The sequence below is a fragment of the Arthrobacter sp. 05L417 genome (assembly GCF_056397865.1).
In genome coordinates, this window is record NZ_JBFTOG010000043.1 from 14,734 (window position 1) to 27,903 (window position 13,170).

The 13,170-nt window shown below is 64.0% G+C and carries 11 protein-coding genes; 6 read left to right on the top strand and 5 right to left on the bottom strand.

Annotation, left to right across the window (positions count from 1 at the left end):
* Positions 1-3: 3 nt before the first annotated feature.
* Positions 4-945, bottom strand: a complete 942-nt coding sequence (locus AC1DJW_RS22855; RefSeq protein ID WP_476902586.1) for an ABC transporter permease — start codon at positions 943-945, stop codon at positions 4-6.
* Positions 942-2,579 (bottom strand): ABC transporter substrate-binding protein, encoded by a 1,638-nt coding sequence (locus AC1DJW_RS22860; RefSeq protein ID WP_476902587.1) that lies wholly within the window; start codon positions 2,577-2,579, stop codon positions 942-944. Before AC1DJW_RS22860 ends, AC1DJW_RS22855 begins: the two co-directional genes overlap by 4 nt.
* Before the next feature lie 153 nt (positions 2,580-2,732).
* Between AC1DJW_RS22860 and AC1DJW_RS22865 the strand changes: the two genes are divergently transcribed.
* The 4 genes from AC1DJW_RS22865 to AC1DJW_RS22880 all read left to right on the top strand — a co-directional run bounded on the left by AC1DJW_RS22865 (position 2,733) and on the right by AC1DJW_RS22880 (position 8,025).
* Entirely contained in the window at positions 2,733-3,755 is a 1,023-nt protein-coding gene (locus AC1DJW_RS22865; RefSeq protein ID WP_476902588.1) for a LacI family DNA-binding transcriptional regulator, read from the top strand.
* A gap of 407 nt (positions 3,756-4,162) precedes the next feature.
* The gene (locus AC1DJW_RS22870) at positions 4,163-5,635 is read left to right on the top strand and encodes an APC family permease (protein ID WP_476902589.1); all 1,473 of its coding nucleotides are present in this window, start codon (positions 4,163-4,165) and stop codon (positions 5,633-5,635) included.
* Between the two features lie 22 nt (positions 5,636-5,657).
* On the top strand, positions 5,658-6,296 hold the full coding sequence (locus AC1DJW_RS22875; RefSeq protein ID WP_284754561.1) for a TetR/AcrR family transcriptional regulator: 639 nt from the start codon (positions 5,658-5,660) through the stop codon (positions 6,294-6,296).
* 49 nt (positions 6,297-6,345) lie between these two features.
* Positions 6,346-8,025 (top strand): amidohydrolase, encoded by a 1,680-nt coding sequence (locus AC1DJW_RS22880; protein WP_476902590.1) that lies wholly within the window; start codon positions 6,346-6,348, stop codon positions 8,023-8,025.
* Here AC1DJW_RS22880 and AC1DJW_RS22885 read toward each other — a convergent pair.
* The 3 genes from AC1DJW_RS22885 to AC1DJW_RS22895 form a co-directional block, all read right to left on the bottom strand.
* Positions 8,022-8,507, bottom strand: coding sequence for a glutathione peroxidase (locus AC1DJW_RS22885; protein WP_234752614.1), 486 nt, complete (start codon positions 8,505-8,507; stop codon positions 8,022-8,024). The two genes, AC1DJW_RS22880 and AC1DJW_RS22885, sit on opposite strands and share 4 nt — an antisense overlap.
* A 97-nt stretch (positions 8,508-8,604) precedes the next feature.
* The gene (locus tag AC1DJW_RS22890; RefSeq protein WP_476902591.1) at positions 8,605-10,032 is read right to left on the bottom strand and encodes a peptidoglycan DD-metalloendopeptidase family protein; all 1,428 of its coding nucleotides are present in this window, start codon (positions 10,030-10,032) and stop codon (positions 8,605-8,607) included.
* A gap of 131 nt (positions 10,033-10,163) precedes the next feature.
* The gene (locus AC1DJW_RS22895) at positions 10,164-10,544 is read right to left on the bottom strand and encodes a MarR family winged helix-turn-helix transcriptional regulator (RefSeq protein WP_234752616.1); all 381 of its coding nucleotides are present in this window, start codon (positions 10,542-10,544) and stop codon (positions 10,164-10,166) included.
* Between the two features lie 97 nt (positions 10,545-10,641).
* Between AC1DJW_RS22895 and AC1DJW_RS22900 the strand changes: the two genes are divergently transcribed.
* Positions 10,642-12,108, top strand: coding sequence for an MFS transporter (locus tag AC1DJW_RS22900; protein WP_284754568.1), 1,467 nt, complete (start codon positions 10,642-10,644; stop codon positions 12,106-12,108).
* Between the two features lie 126 nt (positions 12,109-12,234).
* Positions 12,235-13,146, top strand: coding sequence for an oxygenase MpaB family protein (locus AC1DJW_RS22905; protein WP_284754569.1), 912 nt, complete (start codon positions 12,235-12,237; stop codon positions 13,144-13,146).
* The last annotated feature ends 24 nt before the right edge of the window (positions 13,147-13,170 follow it).

The following is a 13,170-nucleotide window of genomic DNA, read 5'->3' on the forward strand; positions in this document are numbered from 1 at the left end:
CGTTCACTGTCCTTTCTTCAGGCGGACGCGGGGGTCGATGACGGCGTAGAGGAGGTCGACCGCGAGGTTTACGACGCCGAAGGCCACCACCATGATGAGTGCGATTGCCTGGACGACGGCGAAGTCCTTGCGTTGGACCGAATTCACCAGCAAGGCTCCGATCCCGTCCAAGGTGAAGGCGTATTCGACGACGAAGGCGCCCGCGATGAGCCCGGCAATCTGCATGCCGACCGCCGTCGTCACCGGCAGAAGGGAGTTGCGGACGGTATGGCGCCAGAGGACGATCCGCTTCGGCAAGCCGCGCGCGACGGCAATCAGCACGTGCTCCGATTCGCTCTCCTCGACAATCGCGGTCCGCGTGATCCTCGCAACGACAGTGATGGATGGAAGCGACAGCGCCAAGGCCGGCAGCGTGAGGTGCCATACGCGGTCAACGACGCCGTCGCCGGCGCCGAAGACCGGAAACCAGCCCAGCCCCACGCTGAAGACCGACATAAGGACGAGGGCTGCGAAGAACGTCGGGACGGCAATGCCTAGGTTCGATGCGAAGATCACGATCCGCTCAGCCACTCCACCGCGGGTACCGGCAAGGATGCCGAGCCCGATTCCGGCGACGATGATCAGGACCGCCGCGAAGGCCGCGAGCGAGAGAGTCGTGGGAATCCGGCTGGCGATGAGGGTTCCCACATCTTGCTGGGTGAGCAATGAGCGGCCCATGTCGCCTGTGAAGAGTCCGGACAACCAATTCCAGTAGCGGACCGGAAGGGGGTCGTCCAGGGAGTATTGGCTGCGTATTGCTGCCAGTACCTCCGGGCTGACGGTGCGTCCCTGGACGAGGAACTGCTCAGGGCTGCCGGGGGCGAGGTACAGGCCGCCGAACACGATCATGCTTGAGGCGATGAGCACTCCACCGAGCGCCAAGAGCCTATGGACGAGGAATCTCAAGTCTGCCGCCTATTTGCCCGTGCGGCCCAGGGGTAGTAGAGGTAAACGAAGGAGGCCGGAACACCTGTGACGCGCTTGCTCATAAAGAGCCGCGTGGAGCTGTCGACCACCGGCAGCCACGGTTCCTTGTCCATGATCAGGGCTTCGGCCTGCACCGTGAGCTTCGCGCGGGCGTCGTCGTCGGACGTGGCTTTGGCCTTTGCCAGCAGATCGGTGATCTGGGGATCGGAGAATCCGGAGTAGTTCTGCATTCCGTTCGGGCCGGCGATGGCGCCCAGGTGGATAAGGGGATCGGCCACGTTCATGTAGTTCGTGGTGACGAAGGCGTCGGCTCCCGCACGCGCCTTCGGATCGGAGAAGAACGCGCCGAACTGTGCACCCGGCACACCGCTGGGTTCGATCGTCAGGCCGAGTTTGGCGCCCGCGTTGGCGAACTCGGAGATGATGTCGGCGTAGAACGTCCGGTCAATCGGGTAGACGATTTTGATGGGCTTGCTCAAATCGACCTTTGCGTCCTTCAGGACTTTCTTGGCTTCATCGAGGTTTGGCGTCGTCGAAGGAAGGTTCTTGCGCGCATCTTCGAAGATGGTCCCGCTGTAGTTCCAGCCGCCGTTTGGCACTAGCGATTGGGCCGCCGTCGACGTTCCTTCAAATACCGTCTTGGCGATCGCTTCACGATCCGTGGCGAGCGTGAGTGCCTTGCGAACTGCCGGGTCGCCAAGCGTCCCCGTCCCGGTGCTGATAATCGCCATGTTTTGCAGGGACTTGCCGTAGAAGAGCTGGCCTGTGGTGGACTTTGACAGCTGGCTGATGGCGCTCAAGGGAACGTCGTAGCTTCCGTCGATGGCACCGGTGGCGAGGGCGTTGGCGATCGAGCTGGGATCGGTAATGAACTGGATTTCGATCTGCTTGGTCTTGGCCTTCTTGGCGGTGTTCCAGTATCCGTCGTACCGGTTGAGGGTGATCGAGACTCCTTGCTTCCACTCGCCTACAGAGTAGGGACCGGTGCACATGACGCCGGCGCCGGGGTTGCCATAATCGACGCCTGCCTTCTCCCGCTGGGCCTGTTCCACGACGGCGCCGATCGGCGTCGCAAGCTGGTTGTTGAAGGTGGCATCAGGGGTTTTGAGCTTGACGGTCACTTCGTTGGGACCGGTTTTGTCCACGGAAGCGATATTGGCCGTGACATCGGACGCCCAGTAGCTGATCTCCTTGGGATCAAGGTGGCGTTTGAGGCTGAAGACGACGTCGTCCGCCGTCATTGGCTTGCCGTCCCAGAACGTCACTCCGCCCTGCAGCTCGTAGACGTAGGTGCTGTTGTCGACGTTTTTGACGCTCTTGGCCAGGTTCGGCTTGATGGAAAAGTCCGGCTGGATCTGGAAAAGGCTCTCGCACAAGTTGGACACCACGCCGCTTGCGGGGTAGTCGGCGCTCTTGATGGGGTCGATCGACGGCGGCTCACCGAAGTTGTTGTTCCAGACGATCTTGTCCAGGTTCGTCGTGGCCGCGGGGGTGGTGACGAGCAGGTCCTTCGGGCTGAGGGCATCCGGGGCCTTGGCGGCGGCGCCACCATTGCACCCCGCAAGAAGGAGCATTAGGCCAGCGGCTCCTGCGCAGATGAGTTTCTTATTCAATGGATCTCCCGTACTTCGTTTGGTAGGGGGCCGCCCCAATCGGCTGCTGATTGCTGTAGTGACGCTAATCACCCAAAACGTTTTGGGCAACACCTTGGCAAAAATTAACAAAACGATTTCGGAAGGACTTCCAGGAGGCATAACCTTGCAGCTATGACGCAGCGAAACGCACGCTCCACCATCCGCGAGGTAGCCCGCGAAGCGGGGGTCTCAGTGACCACCGTCTCCCACGCGCTCAGCGGAAAGGGAATCGTGGCCGAAGCCACCCGAGCGAGGGTGATCGAAACGGCGAGAAGACTGCGCTACCGGCCCAACGCCGTCGCCAGCGGCCTTCGAAGCAATCGGCTGGGAATCCTTGCGCTCGTGCTTCGCCCGCTGGACACCCTTGAGTCGTTCCTCCCGGAAGGCGTGGACTACTTTCTGCGATTTGCTGGAGCCGCCTCGCTCAGCGCCCTGGACCACGGCTACGGACTCATGCTGCTCAGCGACCCCACCTTGCCGGATGCGCCCAGCGTCTCATTGGCGGCCGACGGCTTCATCATTACGGAACCGGTGGAGAACGATCCCGTCATCGACCTGCTTCAGTCCGAAGGAATCCCCTTGCTTACGGTCGGAAAGGACCTCGGCCGTCCCGACTACGTTGCCTGGATCGAGCCCAGCACCGCCAAGATCACCAAGCAGGTGCTCGATCACCTCGAGGAAAACGGGGCGCGGCGGGTGGCGATCGCCATCGGCTCCGACCGCAACTCCTGGAACATCACCACGGAAGCCAGCTATCGCGAATGGTGTTCCGCGCGAGGCAAGGAGCCCATCGTCGTGACCCAGAATGAAACGAGCGGCACACTTGGCGGAAGGGCAATCGGCGAAGATCTCCTCTCAATGACAGACAGGCCCGACGCCGTTTATTGCCTCACGGGGCGCCATGCGGCCGGGCTGATGGCGCGGCTTGCGGAAGCCGGCGTCGCCTCCCCTAAGGACATCCTGATCGTGGCAGGCTCGGACTCGGAACAGACCCGAAACAGCGTTCCGCCCATCAGTGCCATCGACCTCGAACCCGAAGTTCTCGCAAGGGCCGCCGTCGCCGCATTGGTGGAACAGTTGGGCGGGGTCCCAAAGAACGACGGCCAAGCAGGAACCGACGGACGGTTCATCGTTCGAGGCTCCAGCACCCGCTAGTACAGTACCCAACGCCCGCTCACTTAAGTGGGCGCTTTCCCCGACGCTCGCTCACTTATAAGGCCATCCCGCCTAACGCTCGCTCACTAAAGGTGAGCGAGCGTTGACCGAAATAGCGACAAAGGTGAGCGAGCGTCCGGGGTTGGGGCCCGACGTCGGGCTGCCGCACCGGGGTGCCGCCGGCCGCCGTCGGCGTCGTCCCGGTTAGGCGACAAAGGTGAGCGAGCGTTTGCCAAAAAGGCGATAAACGTGAGCGAGCGTCCCGCCAAAAAGGCGATAAACGTGAGCGAGCGTTTGCCAAAAAGGCGATAAACGTGAGCGAGCGTTGGCCGTTTGCGTGGGTTCGGAAGCGCGCCCCAGGACAGACCCTCTTGACGCGAACATGTGCCGCCCCTCACAATAAGCGAATGGCTTTCACTAAAGAAGAGGCGGCACTCGTGCCGTCCGCGACCGTCAGCGTTGACGGCGGATTGAAGAAGAACGCAATCGGCACTCGCGACATTGTGTTCATGTTGGTGTCGGCGGCCGCCCCGCTGACCATCGTCGTCGGCATCGCCCCGCTCGCCCTCGCGGTGGGCGGCGTTGGCGCACCCTCCATCTACGTCGCCGCGGCCATCGGCCTGGGCCTGTTCGCCATCGGTTTCATGGCGCTCACCCGCCACGTCCGGTCCTACAGCGGCTTCTACGGCTACATCTCGAAAACCCTCGGCCGCGTGGTGGGCCTCGGCTCCGGCCTCACTGCCTGGATGAGCTACAACGGCCTGCAAATCGGCCTCTACGGACTACTGGGGATCCAAGCCAACCTCGCCGTGAAGTCCTTCACCGGCGTGGAACTTCCCTGGTGGCTCTACGCGATCGTGTCGATCGGGGCCGTCTGGTACCTCGGCTGGCGCGGGATCGACGTCGGCGCCAGGGTCCTCGCCGTCCTGCTCACCCTCGAAACCGCGATCGTCGCCCTCGTCGCTGCGTTCGTTTTGGCCCAAGGCGGCGCACACGGCATCAGCTTTGAATCTTTCAGCCCGCAGGCCATCTTCTCCCCGCAGTTCGCCGCCGTCCTCGGCCTGGGCTTCTCCGCCTTCATGGGATTTGAATCCGGAGCCCTGTACCGGGAAGAAGCCCGCGACCCGGACCGCAGCGTCCCCCGTGCCACCTACATTTCCATCGCCTTCATCGGGGCGTTCTACGCCTTCGCCGTCTGGATCATCGTCCAGGCCTTCGGAGCGGACGCCGTCCAAGCGTTCGCTGCGGGCCACCTCGACGCCGGGGACACCGCCTACATCGCAGCGGGCAACTTCGCGGGCGGCTGGTGCGTGAACCTCATGAGCGTGCTGATCGTCACCAGCATCTTCGCCGCCCAGCTCTCCTTCCACAACACCATCAACCGCTACACCTTGTCCCTGAGCCGCGAGGGCATCTTCCCGAAACGCTCAGCTCGGATCAGCCCGCGATACCGCACACCCTCGGTGGCTGGCTTCGACCAGACCCTCCTCGCGCTCGCCCTCGTGATCGGCGCGGCCCTACTCCAGCTGGACCCCTTCACTCAATTCCTGATCTGGACGAACACACCGGGAGTGATCGGCGTCCTCCTCCTGCAGGCACTCACGGGCGTCGGCGTCGTGGTCTTCTTCGCCCGCCTCAAGGACCACGGCCTTCGCTGGTACGTCGTGCCTTCCGCCGTGGCCGCCACCATCATCATGTGCGTGGTGGTCTACCTGATGGCCAACAACGCCCAATTGCTCACCGGCCTCCCGGCCGGGGACCCCGTCAACACCACCCTGCTCATCTTTGCACCGCTCTTGTTTGCGGCCGGAACCGTGCTGGCCCTCGTGCTGCGCAAGGTCAACCCGGCCGCCTACCAGCGGATCGGCCACGCCGAGTGATCCCGGAGCCTAGTCTTGAGGAATGCAGACTCCGAGCAAAACCAGCCAGCTAGGACGGCCCCGGACACCGAGGCTCTCGCGGAAGGCGATCGGCCGCGCGGCGCTTGAGATGTTCGAGGAGGAAGAGAGCCTTTCGATCCCGCGGCTCGCGGAACGCTTGGGCGTCAGGCAGTCATCTTTCTACAAGCACGTCACGGGTCGTCAAGAGATCATCGAACTGGCCCGTGGCGCGCTCGTAGACAGAGCTCCGATGCCCGAGTTGCCGTCCGGCAGCCTCGACGACGTCATCCGCGAGATCTTCGACTCCCTCCGCAAGGCCTACAGCCTAGTACCGGCACTCCTTCCCCTCCTGCTCACGCAGCCGGTGTCACACCCGGCAGCCTTGGAGCGATACGACCAGTTTGTCGAAGCGTTCGAGATTGCGGGGGCGCCACGGCACCTCATCATTCCCGCGTTGGAAACCCTCGACAGCGCAGCGATTGGCGCGAGCCTCGACGCAATGACGATGGAATCCGCATGGAGCATCAACGAAGAGGAGGAAGGCACGTATCCCCATCTGTTCGCGGCAAAGAAAGCCGTGGCAGAGCACCCGGTAGACCGCTTCGCGTTCCTGGCCGATGTCCTTTCGGCCGGATTGAAGGCGGCCATCGACGACGACTGATCCTCACCGGGCGGACGTCGGAAACCCGAACACAACAAGGAGTTACATCTTGACCACGCCCGAGCCCATCGATCTCGTCATCCTCTCGTCCAGCATCCTCCACGGCGAGGCGCTCACAGAGACCGCCGGTTTCGTCGCCATCTCAAATGGCCGGATTGCGCACATCGGCCGGGCCGACGCCGACACCAACCAAGCCGCCGAATGGACCGCACGAGCCAAACAGGTGTTCGACGTCGGCGACGCAACGGTCTGCCCCGGCCTGATTGACGCCCACATCCATCCCATCCACGGCGCGGACATCGCCCGTGGCCTTGACCTGGGCGGGATCACCCAGCTCGACGACGTCCGCGCCGCCCTTGTGCGGTACGCCGCTTCCACGCCGCACGCCGTCGGCTCCGATTGGCTGTTCGCTTGGGGCCTCGACCCTGTCATCTTCGGGGATGGGGGCTTCAACAACTCCCTCTTCGACGGCATCCTCGACGACGAACTCGTGTTCATCACCCTGTTCGACGGCCACGCCTCGCTCGTCTCCGAAGCCGCCCTCAAGCTCGCCGGGGTCACCGGAACGGAAGAACTGCCGAGCACCGGCTATGTCGGCGTCGACCAGCTCGGCAAGCCCAACGGCATGCTCTACGAAATTGCCGCCCAGGAGCTTGTCCGCGGTGTCCTCCCCCAACTCTCCTTCGAGCAGCGCGTCGACGACCTCGGGAAACTCCTGCGTTCCATGGCCGAATCCGGGCTGGTAGCAGGCCAGATGCTGGACTTCGGAGCCCCGGACACTTTGGAAGTGCTGGAGGCTTTGGAGCGGAGGGGCGAGCTCGCCATCCGGCTGCGGATCTCCCCTTGGGTTATGCCGGGCGCCACCGAGGAGGACCTGAAGGCCATGCTCGCGATGCAGGGCCGGCACGGCAGGCGCTGGCACGTTCACGGCATCAAGCTCATGATGGATGGAACCATCGACAACGGCACGGCGTGGCTCTTTGAGCCCGACACCCACGGAGAATCGCTCCATCCGCTCTGGCACGATCCTGAAGCCCTCGCCGCAGCCATGAAGTTCTTCCACGAACACCGGATCCCCACCACCACCCACGCCATCGGCGACCAGGCCGTTTCCTTCGTCGCGCGGACCATCGGAGCCCTCCCCAAGAACGGCACGGTCCACCGGATCGAGCACATTGAGTCCATCCCGGATTCGGTCTTGGCGGAAATCATCAGCGCGGGGGCCGCTACCAGCCTGCAGCCTACGCATTGCGCCCTCTACAGCCGCGCCGACCACACCGACAACTGGTCCCGCAGGCTTGGCAGCGAACGGGCCAACCACGCGTGGCGGACCCGCGATCTCCGCGACGCAGGAGCCATCGTCGCGCTCGGATCGGACTGGCCCATCGCTCCATTCGACCCGCGGGCGATCATCGCCTCAGCCCAGACGCGCCGCCCGGCCGGCCGGCCCGACGTCGAGCCCGTCCAACCCCAGCAGGCGCTCTCCGCTCGTGCCGCGCTCGAAGGCTACACGAGCCAATACTGGAGGTCTGTCGGTGAAGAAGGCGGAATCGTGGAAAGGGGGGCCCGCGCCGATCTGACGGTGGTCCGGCACAACCCCCTGACCACCGCGCCGGACGAATTTGCGCAGACGCCGGTGATCCTGACCATTGTTGACGGTGAAATCGTTGTTGATAACCGTCGGGCGCTTACGGCGGGAGTCACTCTGGATTCCGTCCAGAGGGCCTAGGCGAGGGCCTCTTCGAGCGCCTCAATGAGCTTCTCGGAATCGGGCTCGACGGCGGACGGGAAGCGGGCGAGCACCTCGCCTTCGCGGCTCACGAGGAACTTTTCGAAGTTCCACTTCACCTTCTGCGGTTTGGAGCCGTCGGCGGTCCGGGTCAGCTCGGCATACAGGGGGTGCTGCTCCTTGCCGCGGACCTTGGACTTGCTCGCGAGCGGGAACGAGACTCCAAAATTGCGCTGGCAGAAGTCCGCGATCTCGGCGTCGGAACCCTGTTCCTGGCCTGCGAACTGGTTGCACGGCACACCCAGAATCTCGAATCCACGGTCACGGTATTTGCCGTAGAGCTCCTCAAGTCCCGAGTACTGGCGCGTGAAACCACACTTCGAAGCCACATTGACTACTAGTACGGCTTTGCCCTCGAAACGCCCGAAGTCGGCCTGGGAGCCGTCGTTGAACGTCAGGGGGATGCTGTAGAGCGGGGACATTGAATCGCTTCCTTACGACGTGGAACCTTGGCAAACTGCCGCATTCGAGTCTACGCGCGGCAGGACGGTTGGGTGCGCGCCAGTAAAGCGATGACTTCTACGGCTTAGGGGACGCCGTTTTGGTAGTTGCGGTGACCGACGGCGTGGGGCTGCTGGGCGCTGGCGTCGCGGGCTCGGTAGGCGCCGACGGCGTGGGCGTCGCGGGCGCGGGCGGAGGCGGAGGCGGGGTTGACTGGGTGTTCGTCACGGTCGGCGCCGGAGCGGGGAGGCTCGACGTCGGGGCCACCGTGGGCGGTGTGGTCAAGGTGGGCGCCTGCGTCACCACAGGCGCTTGCGTCCCGGTGGGAGCCTGCGACGGCGATGGGCTCGGGGTGCCGCCCGTTGTCTTACTTGGCGTGGGAGTAGCTGTTGTCGAGGGCGTCGGCGTCGCGGTCGGGGTGCCAGTCGGGCTCGGCGTCGGCGTCCCTGTCGGGCTGGGCGTCGCCGTCGGCGAACCGGTCGGCGTCTTAGTCGAGGTGCCTGTCGGGCTGGGCGTCGCCGTCGGCGTCGCGGTCGGGGTGCCGGTCGGCGTCCCAGTCGGGCTCGGCGGCACAACCTTTGTCTCCTGCACCCCGCCGGTCACCGCCTGTCCAGAGGGCACGGCTCCCGGGTCGGTCGGCACGGCCCCGGGGATGGACCAGACAGACCCCGGCGAGGTCGCAGTGGCGGAACCTGGCTGGTAGCTCACCATCGGGATATCGCCGAGGGGATCCACCTGCTTGGTTGGCAGGAACGTCCAGTTCATGGGGTTGGTGTAGACGCCGTTGAGGATCGTCTCGAAGTGCAAGTGGCAACCCGTTGAGGAACCCGTGGTTCCCACCCTGGCAATGACCTCGCCCACCCGGACCGATTGCCCCTTGACGACGGCGATGCCCTGCAGGTGGTTGTACGTCGTAACGAGGCCGTTGCCGTGATCGATTTCCACGCGATTGCCGCCACCCCATGGGTGCCACCCCACGGCCCGTACCACGCCGGAGTCCGCTGCGTAGACGAGCGTGCCGCAAGCCGCGGCGAAGTCCTGTCCCCAGTGGAACTCCCCCGGCAATCCGGTGAAGGGATCTATCCTCAACCCGAAGGGAGAGCTCGGAAACAGCATTTCGAGCGGCGCGTAGAGTTTCCCTGCAGGGGGCCGGTCGAGGGAACTCGACGCGACATTGAGGGTGCCTACGCCGTTCTTGTCGAGGGTTTGGACCGGGGAGCGTTCAAAAGACACCGTGGCTTTGCCACCTGCTTGGACCGGGGCCGATGAGGGGCTTTGAGGCACTGTCTCCTGCGCGCTGGAGGTGGCACCATCCGTGGGCAGCATGCCGGGTTCGACTTGCCCTGTGGCCAAGGATCCGTCACTTGCCCGTCCGCCTAAACCCGGGCCCTGGAAACCAAAAGCGAGGATCACCACGACAGCAAGGAAGCAAGCCGAAAGGACCCGGCCAAATTTCCTTGTGAGCACCAGATCGACAACCTGGCCAGACTCATGATGCTTTCCCACAGCGGCTCCTGAGACAGGCGCTCATCCCCAGTACGGGCGCGCTTGTCCCATTGTGGCCGCTATGAAATCGAATGGGAACACTCGACTTCATACTTGGCCGGTCCGCGAAACACTCGCCGGACCATGGCGGGCTACTCGCCGAGGTTCTCCTTCAGCAAAGCCCGGTGCTCGACGGCGGCATCCGAATGCAGCGCGCGGCCGGCGTCGGTCAGTTCGAGGTACAGCGAGCGCCGGTCATCCGTGCAGGTTACGCGGGAGACCAGTCCGGCTTTCTCCAAGCGGTCAACAACCTTGGAGACGGCGCTCTGGGTCATGGGAGTCCGCTCCCCGAGTGCCTTCATTCGGCAGGCGGAGTCAACGCTTTCGGCAACGAGATCGAGGATTTCGAATTCGTTCAGGCCGATGTCGAACTTGGCTTCGAGGGCGCGGTCGATCGCGGCCGCGGTGCGGAAGTACGAGTTCTGGATGCTGCGCCATTGCTCAACCAGCTGGCGATCCTGCGTTGTTGCCATGGCCCGATTCTAGTCGAAACCCTAAATAAAGTCCACGTCATAAGATTCCTAGTCATATTCCTTGTCATTGAATGACGCGTCATATAGATTGATGTGCATGACTTCACCAAGCACCCTCACTAGATCTGCCGAGCAGCTCCATACAGCCGTCCGCTGGACCCGGGCCCAGTGGCTGCTGCTAATGGTGGTGTGCACAGTTCTGGCCCTCGACGGCCTGGACGTCTCCATGGTGGGCGTAGCCCTTCCCTCCATCGGCCACGAACTCCACCTCGGAACCGATTCCCTGCAGTGGATCGTTTCCGCCTACGTCCTGGGCTACGGGAGCCTGTTGCTCCTAGGCGGGCGGCTTGCCGACCTGCTGGGCCGGCGTCGGATCTTCCTGATCGCCTTGACCGTGTTCGCCGCGGCATCACTCCTCGGCGGCCTCGTGAACGATCCAACCCTCTTGATCGCCACGCGATTCGTCAAAGGCCTGGCCGCCGCGTTCACTGCCCCTACCGGGTTCTCCATCATCACCACCAACTTCGCTGAAGGCCGCGAGCGCAACAAGGCTCTGTCCATCTTCACCACTTTCGGCGCGAGCGGCTTTTCGCTCGGGCTGGTGGTTGGCGGGCTCATGACCAGCTTGAGCTGGCGCTGGACCTTCCTGGTATCGGTACCGATCGCCGTCGCCGTCGTACTTCTTGGCATGCTGTTCATCCCCCGTGACAAGCCATCCACGGAAGGGAGCGGCCATGATGTCTGGGGCGCGGTCACCCTCGCGCTCGGCATGCTTGGCCTCGTGTACACCTTGGTTTCAGCTCCGGAGAAGGGCTGGGGATCTGTGGCAACAATCGCCGGATTCGCCATCTCTGCCGCCGTGCTGGCAACCTTTGCTGTCATCGAAAACCGCGTCAAGCACCCGCTCATCCGCTTCGGCATCCTTCGTGAGGGCTGGGTGGCCCGCGCCAACCTGAGCGCCATTGGATTGTTCGGCTCCTACCTGAGCTTCCAGTTCATCCTCACCATGTACCTGCAGTCGGTGCTCGGCTGGTCTCCCCTGGGCATGGCGCTTGCCTTGCTTCCTACCGGGCTCCTGGTGGCAACGAGCGCGCCCTTCGCGGACAGGTTCATCGAGAAATTCGGCGCTCCGAGGCTCATCCTCACCGGCCTGACCGCCATGGGACTGGGCTACGTCTTGTTCCTCCGCGTTGGAACCTCACCCAACTACGTGCTGGACATCCTTCCCTCGGTCATCCTGCTGGGCATCGGTTTCGCCTTGGCTTTCCCGTCCATCAACGTCCAAGCCACCGCCGGCATCCGGGATTCGGAGCAGGGTCTGGCCGCCGGACTCATCCAGACCAGCACGCAGGTTGGCGCAGCTTTGGTCCTTGCCGTGACGACGGCCCTCGTCAGTGGGCATGACACCGGCGCAGGCACAAACAGCACCGTCAGCGCGGCAGCCATGCTCGATCAGTACCGGCCCGGCCTGGTCCTGAGCGCTGCCGTAGCGATCGCGGCCCTGCTGGTGGCAGCGTCCCCGGCGCGCCGCCGTCGGGCACTTGTTGAGCAACCCGCTGCCTAAGAGGATTCGCGCGAGAGGTGCCGGCCCGCTGTTTCCACAGCGGGCCGGCACCTCGGCGTTCACCCAGCACGTCTGCGTAAACAAGACGGCACCTTGCGCCAACAGAATGCTGCGCAACAATGGACCATGGTCAACTTCCTAAAGAAGTGGCAAGCAGAACTGCGGATGACTTTTACGGGTCACCCGCAGTCCACTCCCGACTGGGTGCTGCAACTTGAGGAGGGAAACGACCCCGGATACCACCTTCCCGGATCGGCCGTCTGGGCTGTCCACGGTTCCATGTCCACGATCGTCGCGGGAATCCGGGTGCTGCTCATGCAGTCCCTGCACCCCGGCGCTTTGGCGGGCGTGTACGACCATTCAGGTTTCAAAAGGGATCCCCTCGGGCGGCTGGCAAACACCATCCGTTGGATCTTCACCGTGAGCTACGGCTCCATGGATGCCGCGCACACGGCAACCCACTTCGTGCGGCGGGTGCATGACTCCGTCAAGGGCAGCTACGTTGACGCCCAAGGACAGACCCGCGAGTACTCAGCCAACGATCCCGAGCTTCTCCGCTGGGTCCACGTCGCGTACGCGGATTCCTTCGTGGCGGCGCACAGGATCTGGGGTGGGTCGGTCCCCGGCGGCGCCGACGCCTATATCCGCGAGTGGGCGCAGGCGGGCCGCCTGATGGGAGTCGAGGACCCTCCCCTGAGCCTTGCGGAAGTGACGGCGGAAATGGACCGCTGGTACGCGTCCGGACATCTCCGCGCTGACGAGCGGCTCAGGGAAACCATCGATTTCATCAGGTATCCCCCGTTGAAGGCGTCGCTGCAACCCGGTTACCGGATTTTGTTCGCCGCGGCCGTGGCTAGCCTGGAGCCCCGGTATCGGGAACTGTTGGGGCTGGAAAAAGCCCGTTTTGGCCCCATCCCGCTGCCGTCGATTCTCGCCGCGCGGGTGGTCCTCGCCGTCGTGCGCCTGACGTTGGGCCGCAGCGGCCCCAGCGAGCAGGCCGCCCGGAAACGGTTGCGGCGCTTGGGGTACGAGGCGTAAACGCAAAGAAGCCCGGCTGAACGG